General features: G+C 70.8%; 15 protein-coding genes. 8 read left to right on the top strand and 7 right to left on the bottom strand.

Translation table 11 applies throughout. The annotated features are described in order from the left end of the window. Window positions 1-59 precede the first annotated feature (59 nt). The 4 genes from ACYVD1_RS26725 to ACYVD1_RS26710 all read right to left on the bottom strand — a co-directional run bounded on the left by ACYVD1_RS26725 (window position 60) and on the right by ACYVD1_RS26710 (window position 6,097). Complete coding sequence (locus tag ACYVD1_RS26725) at window positions 60-1,010, bottom strand: D-alanine--D-alanine ligase family protein (RefSeq protein ID WP_460777261.1); 951 nt, start codon at window positions 1,008-1,010, stop codon at window positions 60-62. Between the two features lie 53 nt (window positions 1,011-1,063). Then, complete coding sequence (locus ACYVD1_RS26720) at window positions 1,064-2,296, bottom strand: aminotransferase-like domain-containing protein (RefSeq protein ID WP_460777260.1); 1,233 nt, start codon at window positions 2,294-2,296, stop codon at window positions 1,064-1,066. 759 nt (window positions 2,297-3,055) lie between these two features. Beyond that, window positions 3,056-4,360: a GAF domain-containing protein gene (locus tag ACYVD1_RS26715; RefSeq protein ID WP_460777243.1), complete on the bottom strand. Its 1,305-nt coding sequence runs from the start codon at window positions 4,358-4,360 to the stop codon at window positions 3,056-3,058. Between the two features lie 162 nt (window positions 4,361-4,522). Beyond that, window positions 4,523-6,097 (bottom strand): PucR family transcriptional regulator, encoded by a 1,575-nt coding sequence (locus tag ACYVD1_RS26710; protein WP_460777242.1) that lies wholly within the window; start codon window positions 6,095-6,097, stop codon window positions 4,523-4,525. A 235-nt stretch (window positions 6,098-6,332) separates the two neighbouring features. Between ACYVD1_RS26710 and ACYVD1_RS26705 the strand changes: the two genes are divergently transcribed. From ACYVD1_RS26705 to ACYVD1_RS26685, 5 genes are all read left to right on the top strand, one after another. Beyond that, complete coding sequence (locus ACYVD1_RS26705; protein ID WP_460777241.1) at window positions 6,333-7,871, top strand: sodium:solute symporter family protein; 1,539 nt, start codon at window positions 6,333-6,335, stop codon at window positions 7,869-7,871. Between the two features lie 56 nt (window positions 7,872-7,927). Beyond that, window positions 7,928-8,887: an agmatinase gene (gene speB, locus ACYVD1_RS26700; protein WP_460777239.1), complete on the top strand. Its 960-nt coding sequence runs from the start codon at window positions 7,928-7,930 to the stop codon at window positions 8,885-8,887. After that, window positions 8,888-10,519 (top strand): thiamine pyrophosphate-binding protein, encoded by a 1,632-nt coding sequence (locus tag ACYVD1_RS26695; RefSeq protein ID WP_460777238.1) that lies wholly within the window; start codon window positions 8,888-8,890, stop codon window positions 10,517-10,519. It abuts the gene before it with no gap. A gap of 106 nt (window positions 10,520-10,625) precedes the next feature. Then, window positions 10,626-12,131 (top strand): purine-cytosine permease family protein, encoded by a 1,506-nt coding sequence (locus ACYVD1_RS26690; RefSeq protein WP_460777237.1) that lies wholly within the window; start codon window positions 10,626-10,628, stop codon window positions 12,129-12,131. Between the two features lie 66 nt (window positions 12,132-12,197). Further along, window positions 12,198-13,631, top strand: coding sequence for an aminobutyraldehyde dehydrogenase (locus ACYVD1_RS26685; protein WP_460777236.1), 1,434 nt, complete (start codon window positions 12,198-12,200; stop codon window positions 13,629-13,631). 45 nt (window positions 13,632-13,676) lie between these two features. On the opposite strand, the gene ACYVD1_RS26680 is transcribed toward ACYVD1_RS26685, so the two are convergent. After that, the gene (locus ACYVD1_RS26680; RefSeq protein WP_460777235.1) at window positions 13,677-14,315 is read right to left on the bottom strand and encodes a TetR/AcrR family transcriptional regulator; all 639 of its coding nucleotides are present in this window, start codon (window positions 14,313-14,315) and stop codon (window positions 13,677-13,679) included. Between the two features lie 207 nt (window positions 14,316-14,522). After that, window positions 14,523-15,356 (bottom strand): dimethylargininase, encoded by an 834-nt coding sequence (gene ddaH, locus ACYVD1_RS26675; RefSeq protein ID WP_460777234.1) that lies wholly within the window; start codon window positions 15,354-15,356, stop codon window positions 14,523-14,525. 295 nt (window positions 15,357-15,651) lie between these two features. Between ddaH and ACYVD1_RS26670 the strand changes: the two genes are divergently transcribed. Continuing rightward, on the top strand, window positions 15,652-16,746 hold the full coding sequence (locus ACYVD1_RS26670) for an alcohol dehydrogenase catalytic domain-containing protein (protein WP_460777233.1): 1,095 nt from the start codon (window positions 15,652-15,654) through the stop codon (window positions 16,744-16,746). A gap of 99 nt (window positions 16,747-16,845) precedes the next feature. On the opposite strand, the gene ACYVD1_RS26665 is transcribed toward ACYVD1_RS26670, so the two are convergent. Further along, on the bottom strand, window positions 16,846-17,691 hold the full coding sequence (locus ACYVD1_RS26665; protein WP_460777232.1) for a hypothetical protein: 846 nt from the start codon (window positions 17,689-17,691) through the stop codon (window positions 16,846-16,848). Window positions 17,692-17,923: 232 nt separating this feature from the next. Between ACYVD1_RS26665 and ACYVD1_RS26660 the strand changes: the two genes are divergently transcribed. Both ACYVD1_RS26660 and ACYVD1_RS26655 read left to right on the top strand, forming a co-directional pair. Continuing rightward, window positions 17,924-19,588, top strand: a complete 1,665-nt coding sequence (locus ACYVD1_RS26660; RefSeq protein WP_460777231.1) for an FAD-binding dehydrogenase — start codon at window positions 17,924-17,926, stop codon at window positions 19,586-19,588. A 146-nt stretch (window positions 19,589-19,734) separates the two neighbouring features. After that, complete coding sequence (locus ACYVD1_RS26655; RefSeq protein ID WP_460777230.1) at window positions 19,735-19,920, top strand: hypothetical protein; 186 nt, start codon at window positions 19,735-19,737, stop codon at window positions 19,918-19,920. Window positions 19,921-20,133 lie beyond the last annotated feature (213 nt).

Genomic DNA, 20,133 nt, shown 5'->3' with positions numbered 1-20,133 from the left:
TGGCATGGGCCCATGGTCGGCGCTGGGCCCGCGGCCCGCATATGGCTGGCGGTGTGCGCTCAGCCGCGCAGGTAGGCCCGGTGGGCCAGTTCGCGGCACACGACCGGGAAGTCCATACCCGCGGCGGCGGCCGCCATCGGGAACGTGGAGGTCTCGGTCAGACCGGGGGCGACGTTGGTCTCCAGGAAGATGACCTCGCCGTTCGGGTCGACGATGAGGTCGGTCCGGGAGAAGTCGCGCAGCCCCAGGGTCCGGTGGGCGGTCAGGGCCACCTCGGTCGCGGTCGCGACCGCCTCGTCGTCCAGCCGGGCCGGGCAGAAGAACTCGGTACGCCCCGCCGTGTAACGGGCGGCGTAGTCGTAGACGCCGCCATCCGGCACGATCTCCACCGGCGGGAGGGCGACGGGCCCCTCGCCGGTGTCGAGCACGCCGACCGCCAGCTCGGTGCCCTGGACCTGCTCCTCCACGAGTGCGGAGTCGCTGTAGGCGAAGCAGGAGACCAGGGCCGCCGACAGGTCGTTCACCGAGGCGACCGGGGTGGCGCCGAAGGCAGAGCCGCCGCGGTCGGGCTTGACGAACAACGGCAGGCCGAGCCGGTCGGCGAGCCGGTCCAGCAGCGCCGGGGCACCCAGGTCGTGGAAGGCCGACTTGGGCAGGGTGGCACCGCGCGGCACCCGGACGCCCTTCTCTGCGAGCAGGGCCTTGGCGGCGGGCTTGGTGTAGGCCAGGCGGCAGGCGTCGGGGCGGGCTCCCACGTAGGGCGCCCCGACCAGTTCCAGGACCTCGCGGATCGCCCCGTCCTCGCCCGCGGACCCGTGCAGGACGGGGAAGACCACCTGGGGCGGGTCGGCGGCGAGTCGGTCCAACAGGCCGGAGTCGACGTCGGCGACCTGCACCTCGACGCCGAGCCGGCGCAGGGCTTCGGCGACGCTGCGGCCGGAGTGGACGCTCACCTCGTGTTCGGGGGACAGGCCCCCGGCGAGGACGAGAACCCGGTCAAGGTCAGCCACGGCGCGGACCTCCTTCTCTGCTGCTGTCATGATGGTGCCCTTACGCGGCGGGGTCAGGGCAGGTCAGGGGTGGGTGCCTGGCTGCCTTCGGTGGGCGGGGAGGACGCGGCGCCGAACGTGTCGCGCAGGTCGATCTCGCCCTCGATCGCTCCGACGAGGCGGCGTACGCCCTCGCGGATCTGATCTGGGGTGGGGTAGCAGAAGCTCAGGCGCATGCTGTCGCGACCGCGGTCGTCGGCGTAGAAACCGGTGCCGGGTACGTAGGCCACCCGCTCGTTGACCGCGCGGGGGAGCATGGCCTTGGCGTCGATGCCCGCGGGAAGGGTGGCCCACACGAAGAACCCGCCCTCGGGTTTGGTCCACGTGCACCCGGCGGGCATCAGCGCCTCCAGGGAGCTGAGCATCGCGTCCCTGCGCTCGCTGTACATCGTGTTGAACACCTTGATCTGTTCCTGCCAGGGGAAGGTGTCCAGGTAGCGGCGGACCACGAGCTGGTTGAACGTGGAGTGGCTCAGCATCGCCGACTCCGCGGCCAGGACCAGTTTGGCGCGCACAGCCGCCGGGGCCAGGGCCCAGCCGATGCGCAGGCCCGGGGAGAGGGTCTTGGAGAGCGACCCGAGGTAGATGACGTTGCCGCTGCCCTGCGAGTACAGGGTGGGCTGCGGGTCGCCGTCGTAGCGGAGCAGGCCGTAGGGGTTGTCCTCGAGCACGAGCACGTCGTGGCGCTCGCAGATCTCCATGACCCGGGCGCGGCGCTCGGCGGTCATGGTGATGCCGGCCGGGTTCTGGAAGTTGGGGATCGTGTAGAAGAACTTGACGGTGCGCCCGGCCTTGGCCGCTTCGGTGAGCGAGCGGTCCAGCTCCTCGGGGATGACGCCCTGGTCGTCCATGCCCACGTGCCGGATGTCGGCTTGGAATGCGGCGAAGGTGTTGATCGCGGTGACGTAGGTGGGGGCCTCGGTCAGCACGATGTCGCCGGGGTCGACGAACACGCGCGTAATGAGGTCCAGGGCCTGTTGGGAGCCGACCGTGACGATGACGTCGTCGGGGCTGGCCTGGACGCCCTCCAAGGTCATGTAGTCGCAGATCTGCTCGCGCAGGACGGGGTCGCCCTGCGCGGAGCCGTACTGCAGGGCGACGGCACCCTCTTCGGAGACGACCTCCTTGACCAGGTCGCCGAGCTGCTCCAGCGGGAGCGCGGAGACGTTGGGCATACCTCCGGCGAGGGAGACGATCTCCGGCCGGGACGCGACCGCGAAGAGTGCCCTGACCTCCGATGCGACCATGCCCTGTGCTCGGACCGCGTAGCGGCCGACGTGCGGGTCGACACGCGAACCCTGTTGGCTGGGCTGCTGCTCTCGGTGGTCAGCGGACACGATCCACCTCCGAAGGAAGGACGGTCTGTGGGGACGTCGGGACGGGCCGATCCGGGGATCAACACTGATTCCTGGTTCGACGCCTCGTCGGGCCCCTTGGTTCACCGGGTTACGCGACGGCCGGGCCGTGTGTGAACCCCGGTGCGGCGTTCGGGTTGTGTGAACCGGGTACCTACGCGGTTCAGGAAATGTCCCGAGTGTAGCCCAGTACGGGTCGAACACGTTCGATCAGGGCTTTCCCGCACCCGTACGACCCCCGCGGGGCGCGGCCGGTCCCGGTTCCTCACCGGGCACGGTACCCAGGGACGTGTTCCGACTCACACGCGGATGACCGGACCATGACGCACTTTTCACCCGGCAGCGGTACGGCCCGGCGGTGTCCACACCGCCGGGCCGTACCGTTTTGTGCGCGGTGGCCCTGGGGGTTCCCCCGATCCCCTCAGGGCCCTAGGGTGCGCTCCGAGGATGCCGCCCTAGCCCGTCGACGCGTCCGCACCGCCCCCTCACCCCCCTCAAGGCTCGAAGGGCACGGACGTGCCCCGCACCGGTGAACATCCGCCGTGCCCTCTCTTGCCCGGAGGCCGCCCACCGGTGGGCGGGCCGCGCGGAACCTAGTTGATCCCATCCGCGCGAAGGGAGCAACGGTTGCAACAGGTTGCGAGTCAATTACTAAGGGCATTCAGCCGCGTCCGAAGTGCGAGCTTGCTCCCTCAGGACACGCACACCGGGCGCCAGGGAACCGGGCAACAGCTCTAGGGGCGACTCGGGGCGGACGACGTGCACGCGCACCTCGTCGGCGAAGCGGTAGGGGCGGCTCTCGATCACCCCGCCGAGGTTGCGCCGTATCCGAGAGAGTTCGGCCCGTACCGTCACCACGTGTTTGTCGGAGCCGAACACGTCACGGGAGAGCTCGGCACCGGAGCGCCCGTCGCGGTGCTCTGCCAGAAGCAGAAGCAGCTCAGCGTGGCGCGGGGACAGGTGCTGGACCCACTCGCCGCTGTCACCGGCCACCGATAGTGAGGGTGAGCCGGCCCGGGTCAGGTCCAGGGTGACGGTGGAGGGCGCGGACTGTTCTTCGGGTTGGGGGCGGACCAGCCAACCGCCCGGCAGTGGTTCCAGCGCGCACTCGCCCAGCGCCGGAAGCCAGACCGTTCCGCCCTCGCAGTGTTTGGGAAGCAGCACCCGCCGCACCGGCTCCATGTGGGCGGCGGCCGCCGTCCACCCAACGTCGTCCACGACCAAGGCGGGCCGGTCGAGCCCCGCCAGGATCGGCGCGGCCACCGAGCGGAGCCGTTCCAGGTGGGTGTGGTGGATCCCTTGGAGGTGGGCCTCGGCCAGTTGGGCCACGGCGCTGACCAGGGCCAGGGTGGAGGGGTGGATGGTGGAGACCGGGCCGGTGACGTCGATGGCACCCAGCAGGCGCCCGTCGCGGGGGTCATGCACGGGGGCGCAGGCGCACGTGAGGGCGTGCAGGGTCCGGACGTAGTGCTCGGCGGAGTAGACCTGGACCGGTCGGCCCACCACGAGCGCGGTTCCGATGGCGTTGGTTCCGGTGCTGCCCTCGTTCCAGTGGGCGCCCTCGACCAGGCCGACCCGGTCACCGATCGAGCGGATCCGGTGAGAGCCCTCCCGCCAGAGCACCTGTCCCGTGGCGTCGGTCACGAGCATGATGTGCTCGGCGTCCTCGGCCACCGACACCAGGGACCGGCGGATCAGTGGGAGGACCTCCGCGATCGGGGAGGCTGCGCGTTTGCGTTGGAGTTCGTCGAGCCGGGCCAGTCTGGGCGGCGGGGCGCTGTCCGGGTCGATGCCGAAGCGGCGCATCCGCCCCCAGGAGTCCTCGATCACGGGGCGCAGCGGTGCGGGCTTCGGCCGACCGGTGAGCAGCGCGTCGTGGACACGGCGGAGCAGGATCGCGTGTTCGCGCGGGTCCACCCCGGAGGGCAGGGCCGTGTCCAACGGAGGAAACGTCATGTGGCACCAGACCTCATGTTCGCTACGGGGTTCCCAAGTTTCCTGGTTCAGCCCCGGCTGGGCCAACAGAACCGGGATACACACGAGATTCGGAAGGACTTTCGGTTGTCCGCTTCCGTTTCCTGTGGGACTGCCGGTACGCCGCCTGCTCCCACTGGGCCTTCACCCCTCGGCGGAGTGGCGGGTGAGCGCGAACCACAGCCGCATGCGTTGTTCGGCGTCGGACAGGTCCACGGCCAGGTCCCGCTCGATGCGGCCGATCCGGTAGCGGACGCTGTTGCGGTGGACGCCGAGGTCGGCCGCGGCCCGGTCCCAGTTGCCGTGCCGGGCGATCCAGGTGCGCAGTGTCGCGCGCAGGGTGCGGGCCGCTTCGGTGTCCTGGGCCAGCGGCCCCAGCAGCTCCCTGCTGAGATCATCGGCCTCAACGGGGTCGATGAGCACCGCGAACGGGTCGGTGTCCTCGTCGGAGAGCAGCGGCGCGCCCACGGCACGGGCACGGACCAGCAGCGCGGCCGCCCTTCGGTCGGCGCCGGGGAGTCCGTCCGAGTGCACCGGTGGGCTGAGCGCCGCAACCCAGCCGTGGGAGCGCAGCAGGTCCAAGTGCTCGCGGTGGGCCCCCTCACTCCGGCCCGCGAGGACCGCGCGCACGGCGGGAACGGCGCCGGTGCCCGCACCGCCCCGGGGTTCCGGTGCGGTGTCGACCAGCGGGGTGCCCAGGGGGAGATCCCCGGCCGCGGTGTGGCGGCTTAAGGGAAGAGGGCTGGCCCGCAGGACCCGGTAGGCGCCGCGCCCCTTCTTGCCGGCACGGATGCCGGGGGCGGGGATGCCGGCGAGTTCGGCGAGCAGGGGCTCCGTCCGCTCATCGAGGCTTCCGTCGAGGACGAGGCCGGTCAGCAGCCGCCCGGGGACGGGCGGATCTTCGTCGGCCGTGCGGGAGAGCAGGTCGAGCAGGGCGGTGGCGGTGCGCAGGACAGCCCGGTCGGTGATTCCCAGGGGTTCGGGGCGGCCCACGAGGACCACGCCCCGTTCCTCCGGTGGCTGGCCCACCGTGTGCAGGAAGACCTCGTCCGTGCCGCTGGGCGCCTTGGCGCTGCGCGGACCGGAGGGAGCGACGAGCTTGGTGAGCAGGGAGCGCACTTCGGCGCCGAGATCCGCGGGCGCCTCGGGTGTGCGGTGCGCGGCCGCGGCGGGGGCGGAGGGTTCCAGCGCGGCCCAGCCGTCGAGGGAGTCGGCCAGCACCGCCAGAACGCGTGCCTCGGGCGCGGCCGCGGTGACCGCGCGGGCCAAGGCCTGGTGGGACTCGCCCAGGCGGCGCACGTCGCGCAGGTGACGTTCCTCCAGCTCCTCCCCGACGGCGCGGCTGACCGCTGCGAAGGCGGTGACCCTGGGTACCGCCACGAGTGGCAGGCCCTGGGCGTGGCACTGCTCGACGAGGCGTTCGGGGACGGTCTCGTACACCGGCGCCACGCCGAAGCCGACGGCACTGACCCCGGCCTGGACCAAGGAGCGCACGTAGTCGCGCACGCCCGCCGCCGTGTCGGGCAGGTTGACCCCAGCGGTGAGCAAAAGTTCGCCGCCGCGCAGGTACGTGGCGGGTTCGACCATCTCGCTGGCCACGGACCAGGTGATAGCCGGATCACCCGCGTCGACCACGGTGGTCAGGGCGAGGTCGCGGCGGCCGAGCACCACGCTCAGGGGTACATCGTGGCTGTCCGTTCCGCCTGAGGCGTGGGCCATGTCCGCTCCGTTCCGCTTCCCGGGTGCGCGCACTCCCCCGGCGCGTTTCCTGAACCTTGCGTACAGGAGAACACCGGCGCATCCGGTTGATGATTCGCCCAAAGACCGGTTCGAACTTGTGCGATTCGACCACTGGAGTGGAGCTTACCGGCTACTTACGCTGGCCGAAGCACTGTGACCTGCGTCAACGTCGCCGCGGCCCGTGTGCCTCATTCCCCGTATCGCAAGGAGCGTCATGGCCATCGACCTCGTGGTGATCGCCGCTTATCTCCTGGGTATGGTCGGCCTCGGCTGGTGGGGCATGCGCCGCGCCAAGAGCCGGTCCGACTACCTCGTGGCCGGACGCAGCCTGGGCCCGGTGATGTACTCCGGCACCATGGCCGCCATCGTCTTGGGCGGCGCCTCCACCGTCGGCGGGATCGGCCTGGGCTACACCCACGGCATCTCGGGGGCCTGGCTGGTGATCGCCATCGGCACCGGCATCCTGACCCTGCACCTGTTCTTCGCCAAGCGCATCTCCCGGCTGCGCGTCTACACCGTCGCCGAGATGATCGACCTGCGCTACGGCGGTAACTCCCGGGTCGTGTCGGGCCTGGTCATGTGGGGTTACACCTTCATGCTGACGGTGCCCTCCACCCTGGCCTTCTCCACCATCTTCAGCGGCATGTTCGAACTGCCCCGCGTGGCGGCGATCATCCTCGGCGGCGCCATCGTGGTGCTGTACTCCACGATGGGCGGCATGTGGTCGGTGACCATGACCGACATGGCCCAGTTCGCCATCAAGACCCTCGGGCTCCTGCTCATCCTGACCCCCGTCGCCGTGTGGACCGCCGGCGGCTTCTCCGGGATGCGGGAGACCCTGGACCCCTCCTACTTCAACCCCGTCGCCATCGGCGGGCAGACCATCCTGACCTACTTCGTCATTTACTCGCTGGGCCTGCTCATCGGCCAGGACATCTGGCAGCGCGTCTTCACCGGCCGCAACCCCAAGGTGGCCAAGGCTGGCGGGATCGGCGCTGGCGTGTACTGCCTGGCCTACGGCGTCTGCGGGGCACTCATCGGCACCGCCGCGGCCGTGCTCTTCCCGAACCTGGCCAACCCCGACGACTCGTTCACCATGATGGTGGACGCCACCCTTCCGGTGGGCATCGCCGGACTGGTGATCGCCGCCGCCCTGTCCGCGGTGATGTCGACCGCCAGCGGCGCGCTCATCGCCTGCTCCACCGTGACCTCCACCGACCTGTGGCCCGAGGTCAAGCGCCTGTTCGGCCGCGAGACCACGCCCGAGGACAACACCGAGCAGGACGAGGTCGCCGCCAACCGGCTCTTCACATTGGTGCTGGGCCTGGCCACCATCGGTGTGGCACTGGCGGTGGACAACGTGGTCGCGGCACTGACCGTCGCCTACAACATCCTGGTCGGCGGACTGCTCGTGGCGATCCTCGGCGGGCTGGTGTGGCGCCGGGGCACCCGCACCGGTGCGCTGGCCTCCATGTTCGCCGGTTCTGTGGCGGTGATCGTCACCATGGTGCTGACCGACATGCTGGCCAACGAACCGATCTACGTGGGCCTGGGCACCGCACTGGTCGTCTATGTCGTCGTCAGCCTTTCGACCAAGCCCACCGACCCTGCGGTCCTGGAGGCCTGGCGGCGCCGCCTGCGCGGCGAGGACGCCGAACAGCTCTCCGAAGCCGGCGGGGCCCCCGCCGAAGGCACTGCTCCCGCGGACACCGGGGGCGCGAACTCCCCCGCTACCCACCGGCCCAAGCCATAGCCACCGACTACACCGACCAACCGACGACGGCACCGACGAACAGGAGAAACAACCACATGACCACCCCGATCGGACCCACCGACTCCAGCCTCGTCCCGCGCTTCGCGGGCCCGGCGACCTTCGCCCGGCTCCCCCGCATCGACCAGGTCGAGCGCGCCGACGTCGCCGTGATCGGGGTTCCCTTCGACACCGGTGTGTCCTACCGGCCCGGGGCGCGGTTCGGCCCCTCCGCGATCCGCGAGGCCAGCCGTCTGCTCCGCCCCTACCACCCGGGTCTGGATGTGGCCCCGTTCGAACGCCTCCAGGTGGTCGACGGCGGCGACATCGCCGTGAACCCCTACTCGGTCGGGGACGCGGTGGAGACGCTGGACCAGGGTGCCTCGAAGTTCGTCGACGCGGGGACCCAGCTGGTCACGCTCGGCGGCGACCACACGATCGCCCTGCCGCTGCTGCGTTCGCTGTACCGCAAGCACGGCCCGATCGCCATGCTGCACTTCGACGCCCACCTGGACACCTGGGACACCTACTTCGGGGAGCCCTACACGCACGGCACCCCGTTCCGCCGTGCCGTGGAGGAGGGCATCCTCGACACCGAGGCCATCGCCCACGTGGGCACCCGCGGCCCGCTGTACGGCAAGCGCGACCTGGAGGACGACCGCCGTTTCGGGTTCGGCATCGTCACCGCCGGCGACGTCCTGCGCAAGGGCGTGGACGAGATCGCCGACGCTCTGCGCCAGCGCATCGGGAACCGGCCTCTGTACGTCTCCGTGGACATCGACGTCCTGGACCCGGCGCACGCACCCGGGACCGGAACCCCGGAAGCGGGCGGCATCACCAGCCGCGAACTGCTGGAGATCCTGCGCGGCCTGGCCGACCTGAACCTGGTGGGCGCCGACGTGGTGGAGGTCGCGCCCGCCTACGACCACGCCCAGATCACCTCGACGGCCGCCTCGCACGTGGCCTACGACCTGGTCAGCCTGCTGGCCCTGAACCACCAGAAGAAGACGGGGAACTAGATGGGCGGGAGCGCACCGCGCAACGGCGGTGACCTGGTGACCGAGACTCTGACCGCGCTGGGGGCCGGGGTGGCCTTCGGTATCCCGGGCCAGCACGCGCTGGGGCTGTTCGACGCGCTGCGGCGCGCGCCGGAGCTGCGGTTCGTGTCGAGCCGGGTAGAGAACAACGCGGCCTTCGCCGCCGACGGGCACGCGCGCCTGACCGGCGAGGTCACGCCGCTGCTGGTCTCCACCGGTCCCGGTGCGCTGCTCACCTTGGCGTCGTTGCAGGAGTCCCGAGCGGCAAGCGCCCCGGTGGTGGTGATCAGCAGCCAGATCCCGCGGGCGGGTCTGGGCGGCGGCCGCCACGGCTACCTGCACGAGCTGCCGGAGCAGTCGACGAGTTTCGCCAACGTCACCAAGTCGGCCGTCACGGTCCGGCACACCTCGCAGATCCCCTCCGCGCTGGCCGAGGCCTGGCGGACCGCCGCCGAGGCGCCCGCGGGCCCGGTTCTGGTGGAGATCCCGCAGGACGTGCTGTTGGAGCCGACCGTCATCCCGCCGGTCGGGGACGTGGACCCCGATCCCGCTCCGCTCGTTCCGCGCGCGGAGCTGGTCGCCGAGGCCGCGCGCCTGTTGGACGGCGCTCAGCGGCCGGTGGTCCTCGCGGGCGGCGGGGTGAGCCGCTCAGGCGGGCGGAAGGCCCTGCGGGAGCTGGCCGAGGCGCTCCAGGCGCCGGTGGCCACCACCTTCGGCGGCAAGGACGCCTTCCCGTGGGACCACCCGCTCTCGCTCCAGTCGTGGCTCGAGGACCGGTACACCACCGAGTACCTGGAGGGCGCCGATCTGCTCCTGGTCGTGGGTTCGGGGTTGGGCGAGCTGTCCAGCAACTACCACACGCTCGCCCCGAAGGGCCGTGTAGTGCAGATCGAGGCCGACCTCGGCAAGCTCGAGTCCAATGTCCCGGCGCTGGGGATCCACGGTGACGCCGCGCTGACCCTGGATGCCCTCGCCCGGCGGGTGGAGAGCCGCCCAGAGGCCCCCGGCGTGGTGGCGGAGGTCGCCGAGGTGCGGGCCAAGGTGGCCGAGCGGTTGGCGGAGCAGGACCTGGCCGCCGAGCAGGACGTGCTGGCCGCTGTGCGCGCGGCGCTGCCCGGCGATGCTCCCAGCTTCTGGGACATGACGGTGCTGGCCTACTGGGCGTGGTCGGCCTGGGACCCGCGCGACGGCCAGGCGCACTCCGCGCAGGGTTCGGGCGGCCTGGGGTACGGCTTCCCCGCCGCCCTCGGCGCGGCCGCCACGGGGCTCGGTCCCGTGCTGGCGGTCTCCGGTGACGGAGGCGCCATGTATTCGATCGCGGAGCTGGCCACCGCACGCCAGCACGACCTGGACGTGACCTGGCTGATCGTCGACGACGGCGGCTACGGCATCCTGCGCGAGTACATGGAGGGCGCCTTCGGCGAGGCCACCCACACCGAGCTCGCCCGCCCGGACTTCGTGGCCCTGGCCGCATCCTTCGGGGTCCCGGCGACCCTGACCACGCCCGAGAGGGTCGAGGAGGACCTGGCGGCGGCGCTGGCCGAGCCCGGCCCGAGTGTTGTTGTACTGCCTATGTTCGTGGGTCTGTTCGCCCCGACCCACCTGGACGTCTGAACGCTCACGTTCCCAGCCGTCCTTTCCGGGGGCGCGCGCCAACGGCGCCGCGCGCCCCCGTCCCCTCCCCCGTTCCTGATCCCCTCATCCCCTGAGGAGTCCAGCCGTGTCCCCAACCGCACCCGCACCGAAGGTCACCGAGGTGGAGAGCCACGGGGTCGCACCGATCCCGGTCGGCGACCAGACCTCCCGGCCCTTCGACCTGTTCCGCCTCACCTTCGGCGGGGCCAACACCTTCGCCACCATCATCCTGGGCACCCTGCCCATCGCCTACGGTCTCGGGTTCGCCGCGGCGGCCACCGCCACCGTGATCGGCGTGGTACTCGGCGCGCTCATCCTGTCGCCCATGGCGCTGTTCGGGCCGCGCACCCGCACCAACAACGCCGTCTCCTCCGGGGCGCACTTCGGCGTGGTGGGCCGCTCCCTGGGCTCACTGCTGTCGCTGCTGACCGCCGTCACGTTCTTCTCCATCTCGGTATGGGTGAGCGGCGACGCGATCGTCGGGGCCGCCGCCCGCCTGGGCTTCGACGGCGGGGACGGGCTGCGCGCGGCCGCCTACGGGGTCATCGCGGTCGCGGTGTTCGTGGTGTGCGTGTACGGCTACCAGTTCATGCTGCTGATCAACAAGGTCGCCGTGGTGGCGGGAAGTGCACTGATGCTGCTGGGCGCGGTCGCCTACGGCGGTGCCTTCGACCCCTCGTTCGCCGGGAGCGGCGACTACATCCTGGGCGGCTTCTGGCCCACCTGGGTGCTCGCCGTGCTCACCATCATGGCCAATCCCGTCTCCTTCGGCGGGTTCCTCGGCGACTGGTCCCGGTACATCCACGCCTCGACCTCCACCCTCGGCATGCTGGCGGCGCCCTTCCTCGCGCAGGTGTGCACGCTGCTGCCGTTCGGCTTCGGCCTGGCCACCGCGACCCTGGTCGCCGACCCGAACCAGTACGTGTCCGGGCTGGCGGCGATGTCCCCACTCTGGTATGCCCTACCCCTGCTCCTGGTGGCGCTGGTCGGCGGCCTGTCCACCGGCACGACCGCCCTGTACGGGACCGGTCTGGACTTCTCGTCGCTGGTGCCGCGCCTGAACCGGGTGCAGGGCACGGTCGTGGTGGGCTGCCTGGCCCTCGCCCTGGTGTTCGTGGGCACTTTCCTGTTCGACTTCGTCGAGACGATCAACGCCTTCGCGATCCTCATCGTGCTGCTGACCTCGCCGTGGATGGTCATCATGATGCTCGGATACCTGTTCCGGCGCGGGTTCTACCTGGTGGAGGACCTCCAGGTGTTCAACGAGGGCCGCCGGGGCGGCGCCTACTGGTTCCGATCCGGGATCAACTGGCGGGCGACGACAGCGTGGCTGCTGGCCGCGCTGACGGGCCTGCTGTTCGCCAACACGCCACTGCTCGTCGGGCCGCTGGGGAACCTGGCCGCGGGCATCGACCTCAGCCTGCCCGCCGCCCTGGTGACCGCCGCGGCCGCCTACCCCGCGGCCCTGTTCCTGTTCCCCGAACCGCGCTCCGTGTTCGGGCCCGAGGGACCGCGCCTGGTCCCCGCCCGAGAGGACGAGAACACCGCCGCCCCGGCCGCCGACCACACCCCGGCCACCGCGGCACGCTGACCCTAACTGACACTCACGCACGCTCTCCCGCACACGCACTGAACCGCAGCACGCGAAGGACACCTCATGAGCAGCCACGCTCCCCTGCACAGCCTGGTCGACGGCAAGCCCCTGCACCCCGAGGGCGGCCGGACCCTGACCCTGGTCGACCCGGCCGACGAACAGGTGACCGGGCTCGCCGGGACCTGCGGGCCCACCGAGGTGGACTCCGCCATGGACTCCTCCCTCCGGGCCTTCCGCACCTGGCGCCGGTCCACCCCTGCCCAGCGCCAGGACGCCCTCCTCGCGATCGCCGACACCCTCGCCGCACGGGCCGGGGAGTTCGCGGACGCGGAGTGCCGCGAGACCGGCAAGCCGCGCGCCTCCGTGCTGGCCGAGGAGATCCCCTTCTGCGTGGACACCCTGCGCTTCTTCGCCGGCTCCGCCCGCCATCTGGAGGGCAAGGCCGCCGCCGAGTACGCCGGCGACCGCACCTCGTGGATCCGCCGCGAACCGGTGGGCGTGTGCCTGGGCATCACCCCGTGGAACTACCCGCTCATGATGGCGGTGTGGAAGATCGGTCCGGCACTGGCCGCGGGCAACACCGTGGTGCTCAAGCCCGCGGAGACCACACCGGCCACCACGGTCATGCTCGCCGAGACCGCCGCCGGTGTCCTGCCCCCGGGCGTGCTGAACACGGTGGTGGGTGACCGGGACACCGGGCGCCTCCTGGTGGAGCACCCGGCCGCGCGCCTGGTGTCGGTCACCGGCTCCACGCGGGCCGGGTCTCAGGTGGCCCGGTCCGCGGCCGACGACCTCAAGCAACTGCACCTGGAACTGGGCGGCAACGCCCCGGCGCTGGTGTTCGACGACGCGGACGTGGCCGCCACCGCCGCCGGTGTGGTGGCCGGGGGCTTCCTCAACGCGGGCCAGGACTGCACCGCCGCGACCAGGGTCATCGTGCAGGACTCGGTACACGACGCTTTCGTGGCCGAACTGTCCCGCCGGGCCGCCCAGCAGGTCACCGGGCGCCCCAGCACAGAGGAGAGCGACTTCGGTCCGCTCAACAACGCCGACCAGTTCGCCCGGGTCACCGGACTGCTGGAGCGCCTGCCCGCGCACGCACGGGTGGAGACCGGCGGGCACCGTGTCGGCGAGAGCGGGTACTTCCTGGCCCCGACGGTCGTCTCCGGGCTGCGCGGCGACGACGAGATCGTACTCGAGGAGGTGTTCGGGCCGGTGGTGACCGTGCAGCGGTTCACCGACGAGGCCGACGCCGTGGAACTGGCCAACGGGGTCGACCAGGGCCTGGCGTCCTCGGTGTGGACCCGCGACCACGGGCGGGCCCTGCGGGTGAGCGCCGAACTGGACTTCGGCGCGGTGTGGGTGAACACCCACGGCGACCTGTTGTCGGAGATGCCCCACGGCGGGTTCAAGCGGTCGGGATACGGCAAGGACCTGTCCGCCTACAGCCTGGAGGACTACACGCGGGTCAAGCACGTGATGAGCGCCTTGGACTGATCCCTGTGCTCGCCCTTCAGCACCGCGGGTCCGACCGGCCCGCCCTCAACCGACCCGCTGCACCTGCGGCCCCTCCCCTAGAGACCGCAGGTGGGACCAGGTGAGTTCGGTGACGTGTCCCGCCATGGCGTCGGGGGTCTCCTCGGGGTGCTCCAGCAGCCAGTCGGTGAAGGCGTCGGCCGTGCTCACCGCCACGCGGGCGAGCAGCTGGGCATCCTTGGGGGCGAGGGCGCCGTAGTCGTCGCCGGTGCAGCTGGTGATGAGTGCGGCGACCTCGGCGGTGACGCGGTCGCGCATGCGGGTGGTCTCACCCTCGAACGGTTCTCCCTGAACGGCCGCGCGCCGGTAGAGGACGGTCCAGCTCTCCCGGTTGTCGACGACGAAGGCGAAGAAGGCCTGCATCCCCCGCCTCAGGGGGTCGTCGCCGATCGGCGCCAGGGGATCGTGCACGGCGGTGCGGACCGCATCGACGAGGCGTTCCATTTCCCGGCGCACACAGGCGGTGAAGATTCCTTCCTTGGAGCCGAGGTAGTGGTAGACGGTCGGCTTGGAGAGACCGGCCGTCTCCGCGATCTCCTCCACGCTGACCGTGTGGTAATCGCCCCGGGAGAACGCGGTGACGGCGGCGTCGATCAGTTGCTGTTCCCTGACACGACGCGGGAGTCTGCGCTGTTTGGTCTTCACGGGAACCGACCCTAGTGGGATCGGTGGCTTTGACCAGAGGCCGCCGGACATGAGTTCCCCGGCCGGATTCCCGTGTTCGCGACCGCGTGGCGCGTGACCTGTGCGACCGCGAACCGAGCCGAATTCGGTGCGTGACGCATCCCACGCCATGGAGAGTTTGAGCGGGCGGATTCCGCACGGGGGTGCGCGGAATCCGCCCCCCGTTTGTCAGGCAGGTGCGCCCCGCAGTTCGAGCGTGCAGCATTTGGCCCCGCCGCCGGCCTTGCGCAGTTCGTCGAGTTCCACCGGGTGGACCTCGAAACCCAAGCTGCGCAGTCTGTCCGCGAGCTCGGTGGCTTCGGCGGCGATGACGACGTTGCGGCCGTCGCTGACCGCGTTGAGGCCGAGGACCGCGGCGTCCTCCTCCGTGGCCAGGAGCGCGTCGGGGTAGAGCGAGCGCAGCACTCTGCGGCTGCCCTCGGTGAAGGCGCCCGGGTAGTACGCGACCTGGTCTCCGGAGAGCGCGAACAGCGCGGTGTCCAGGTGGTAGAAGCGCGGATCGGCCAGCTGCAGGGTCACGACCGGGCGGCCCAAGAGCCGTTCTGCCTCCTGGTGGGCGGCGGCCTCGGTACGGAAGCCCGTCGCGGCCAGGATGGCCTCGTCGAGGGTGATGAAGTCCCCCTCCCCCTCGTTGACGTGCTTGGGCTCCAGGGTCTCGTCATAGCCCGCCTTGCGGAACCAGTCCAAGTAGGCAGGACCCTCCGGAGTACGTTCGGCGCTGGCGAACCGCGCACCGTAGACGCGCCCGTCCACGACCAGTGCGCCGTTGGCCGCGAAGACCATGTCGGGCAGCCCCTCGATCGGCGTGATCTCGCTGACCCGGTGGCTGAGCGACCGGTAGAGGTCCCGGAGTCCCTCCCACTGCCGGATCGCGCGGTCGCGGTCGACGCCCGCGGCCGGGTCCATCCAGGGATTGATCGCGTATTCCACCGCGAAGTAGGTGGGGCGGCACATCAGAAAGTGCCGGGGCGTCACCGCTGCCGAGTCGACAGGTCGAACCATGGAACCTCCCCTTTGAGGCGCACCGAAGACCGGTAGGCCCGCGGTGGTACAGACATTTACCATCCGGGGTTTCCGGACGGACAAAAGTGGGATACCCGCACGGAAGCCGCGCCAATATAGGCTTTTCCATAAAGTGGGAGGGGGAGGTCGGGCGTTCACGCGCGGCGCACAGGGCCGTCGTCACGGCGCTCACGGCAGGACGCCCGCACACCGGCCAGGGGCACGGGCACCCCACAGAACCGACCGACCGGCCGGTATTGCTAGGGTCACTGCATTCCGTGATTGGAGACCTCCCATGAGCACCAACATCAAGGCGGCCGTCTTCCACGAGACCGGCGCGCCCCCCGAGATCCGCGACGTCGTCCTGCCCGACCCCGGCCCCGGACAGGTGCGGGTCCGGATGGTCGCGGCAGGCGTGTGCCACTCCGACCTCTCGCTGTCCGACGGGACGCTGCCCCAGACCTGGCCCGCGGTTCTCGGGCACGAGGGTGCCGGCACCGTCGAGGCGATCGGTCCCGACGTCACCGAGGTGGTGCCCGGACAACAGGTCATCCTGAACTGGGCTCCGCCCTGCCGTGCCTGCTGGTTCTGTGAACAGGGCGAGCCGTACCTGTGCGAGCACGCCCTCGACCGCACCGTCACCCCCTACGCAGAGCTGACCGACGGCACCCCCGTCTACCCGGGGCTCAACACCGGAGCCTTCGCCGAGGCCACGGTCGTCCCGGCGAGCGCGGTCGTACCGCTGCCGGACGGGATCGATCCCGCGGTCGCCGCGGTACTGGGGTGCGCGGTACTCACCGGTTGGGGTGCCGTGAACAACGCCGCCGAACTGCGCTCCGGCCAGTCCGCCCTGGTCCTGGGTCTGGGCGGCGTGGGGCTGTCCCTCCTGCAGGCCGCCCGGCTCGCCGGGGCCGATCCGCTGATCGCCGTGGACACCTCCCCGGACAAGGAGGAGCTGGCCCGGTCCCTGGGCGCCACCGACTACCTGGTCGCCGACCCGTCCCTGCACAAGTCGGTGCGGGGACTCACCGGCGGACGCGGGGTCGACCACGCCTTCGAGGTGGTCGGCAAGGCCCAGGTCGTGCGATCCGCCTGGAACTCGACCCGGCGGGGCGGGACGGTGACGGTCGTGGGTGTGGGTTCGGCCAAGGACGAGGTGTCCTTCAATTCCCTGGAACTGTTCCACCAGGCCCGGACGCTCCAGGGGTGCGTCTACGGGTCCAGCGATCCGGCCCGGGACATCCCCGTACTCGCCGAGTCGGTCCGTTCGGGCGACATCCGGCTCGCCGCCATGGTCACCGACGAGATCCCGCTGGAGGGAGTCCCCGACGCCTTCGAGCGCATGCGCCAAGGCAAAGGCGGCCGGTCACTGGTGCGCTTCGGCGCCTGAGCCGGAGCACACGCGGCGCTTCGGGACGGCTGGCGGGTGCCAGGAAGCGCCGCAAGCACCCCGGGGCCCGCCACACGGGAAGGGCGCCGGTCGGTCGGGTCAGTCGCGCTCGAGGGGACGGCCGTCGGCGTCCAGCAGAGTCACCCCGACCGGGTACGGGGCCGGGGAGGACTCCGGGACGGGCACACCCACGAAGCCGCGTGTGGTTCCCAGGGCCACCCCCAAGTAGCAGGCCCAGACCAGCAGGGGAACGAGCAGGGAGCCGGGCACGAGCACGGCGTAGGCGACCAGTCCGATGCCGGTCAGCACCGTCATCGCCAGGACCAAGCCGCCGCCCTGGCCAAGGGACTGCCAGCCGCCCAGCAGCCCCAGCACGGCCACGGCCAGCAGCGGGGAGCCGAAGGCCAGCGCCAGCATGGGATAGAGGACCGTGTAGACCACCAGTACGTGGGAGAGCACGCCGAGGACACCGACTCCGACCATGCACAGGTACTCCCGCCGGTCTTGCGGGAGTACCAGGAGGGCGTTCCGGTCGACCCCGGTCGGCAGCTCTCCGGAGCGGACCTGGGCCAGCAGCCCGCGGTTGGCCCGGGCCAGGGAGACGAGGAAGAACACGAGAAAGTACAGGGAACCGGCCGCTACGAGGGCCGTGACCAGGAGGTCGCTGTCGGCCAGGCGCGGAGCGGCCCATCCGAGGTCGGCGCCGGTGACTGCGGTGGCGGTGCCCACGAAGGCCATCACCGCCAGGGCCTCGGCCAGGACGAACCAGCCCCCGGTGCGCAGTCGGGCGGCGTAGGGTGCGCGGGCCTCCCCGGATCCGGGACGGAGCCGCCTCGCGTTCAGCGACCGCAGCAGCGGGGGCGCGGCCACGTGGTATGCCAGCAGGGCCAGAGCGATCCAGGTGGCCGCCGGACCCGGGTCAAGGGTCGGGGGATGGAAGTACACAGGGGATTCTTTCGGTTGGGAACACACGGTGAACTGCGATGACCGTGGGAAACAAGACCACGGGAGCGCGGCGACGCGATTCTGCCCGACCGACGACCACTTGTCACACCCTGACAAATGATGTGGCACAGGGCACACAACACTCTTGCCGCTGGGGCCGCGCGGGTGCACAGTCGTCACGATGGCGCACGCTGTGCCCGCGGCGGCACGGACAACCCCCGAGGAGATCCCCATGAGCACCGGAGCCGACCAAGCCGACACCGTCGTCGTCGGAGCAGGGCTGGCCGGACTGGCCGCCGCGGCCGAGCTGGCCGACGCCGGGAAACGGGTGATCCTGCTGGACCAGGAACCCGAACAGTCCCTGGGCGGACAGGCGTTCTGGTCCTTCGGCGGGCTGTTCTTCGTGGACTCGCCCGAACAGCGCCGCATGGGCATCAAGGACTCCAAGGAGCTGGCCCTCCAGGACTGGATGGGCACCGCCGCCTTCGACCGGCCCGAGGACGAGTGGCCGCGCAAGTGGGCCGAGGCCTACGTCGACTTCGCCGCCGGTGAGAAGTACCCCTGGCTGCGCCAGCAGGGCCTCAAGGTCTTCCCCGTGGTGGGATGGGCCGAACGCGGCGGCTACCTCGCCAACGGGCACGGCAACTCGGTACCGCGCTTCCACATCACCTGGGGCACCGGCCCCGGCGTGGTCGCGCCCTTCGAGCGCCGGGTCCGTGCCGCCGCCGAACGCGGCCTGATCGACCTGCGCTTCCGCCACCGCGTGGACGAACTGGTCGTAACCAAGGGCACGGTCACCGGTGTGCGGGGCACGGTCCTGGCGCCGAGCGGCATCGAGCGGGGCAAGGCCAGCAACCGGGACGCCGTAGGCGACTTCGAGGTCGGGGCGCAGGCCGTCATCGTGACCGCGGGCGGCATCGGCGCCAACCACGACCTGGTCCGCCAGAACTGGCCCGAGCGGCTGGGCACGGCGCCCGAGCACATGCTGTCGGGGGTCCCCGCGCACGTGGACGGCCGGATGCTGGGCATCACGGAGAAGGCCGGGGGCGGGATCATCAACCGCGACCGGATGTGGCACTACACCGAGGGGATCCAGAACTGGGACCCCATCTGGGAGAAGCACGGTATCCGGATCCTGCCCGGCCCCTCCTCGCTGTGGCTGGACGCGACCGGTAAGCGGCTGCCCGCGCCGTACTTCCCTGGCTTCGACACCCTGGGCACGCTCGACCACATCATGAAGAGCGGACACGAGTACACGTGGTTCGTGCTCTCACAGAAGATCATCGAGAAGGAGTTCGGGCTCTCCGGGTCCGAGCAGAACCCCGACCTGACCGGCAAGGACATCAAGCTCGTCCTCCAGCGCGTGCTGCCCGGCGCCCCTGGCCCGGTGGAGGCCTTCAAGGAGCACGGCGCCGACTTCGTGGTCGCGGACAAGCTGCCCGAACTGATCCGCAAGATGCAGGAGATCTCCGGCGACGACGCGCTGGACGCCGACACCGTGACCCGCGAGGTGGTGGCCCGCGACCGGGAGATGGCCAACACCTTCACCAAGGACCTGCAGGTCATGGCGATCCACGGGGCCCGCAACTACAAGGGCGACAAGATAGCCAGGGTGGCTTCACCGCACCAGATCCTGGACCCGAAGTCGGGTCCGCTGATCGCGGTGCGCCTGCACATCCTCACCCGCAAGACCCTGGGCGGGCTGCACACCGACCTGGACTCCCGCGTGCTGCGCGCGGACGGCACCCCGCTGCCCGGGGTGTACGCGGCCGGTGAGGTCGCCGGGTTCGGCGGCGGCGGCGTGCACGGGTACCGCTCCCTGGAGGGCACGTTCCTCGGCGGGTGCATCTTCTCCGGCAGGACGGCGGGAAGGGCCGCTGCGGCAGCCCTGGGGTAGATCCTGCTCACCTTGGGCGGTCGACCGCACGAAGTGGTGGGAGGGCATGTGCCCGCCCACCACTTCGTGGACGGGAGTTTCGGGTTACCGCCACCCCACGGTCACCTCTTCGGGAAACTGGGTTCCCGCCTACACCAGGAACTCTCATGACCTGTAACAGGAAGAGCTCGGGCGCACCACTGCTGACTGTGGATGATCTGTCGCGCCTACCTGACGACGGGCGGCGCTACGAGCTGGCCGACGGGCGGTTGGAGATCTTCGATGCCTCAACCCTGGCCCATTCCCTGGCCACTTCCCGTCTGCTGTACAGTTTGACTTCCTCCCTCTCCTGAAGCGAGAGGGATTCCGACCAGACCCGGGGTCTGGTGGCGCTGTCCGCCTCGCGGCGGCAGCAGGTTCCTGCTTCACAGACATGGCAACCCAGAGGTCTCCGCAGGCTGGCACGGTTCACCGTAAACGGCTCGTCCATCCGCGCTTTTCGGTGTTCTCGGCCGCGTTCACATCCGCATGATCTGTATGCGCACACCTGGTGCACCGATAGCGCG

This window comes from Nocardiopsis nanhaiensis, from assembly GCF_054778635.1.
This window is presented reverse-complemented; position numbering and strand designations above follow the sequence as displayed.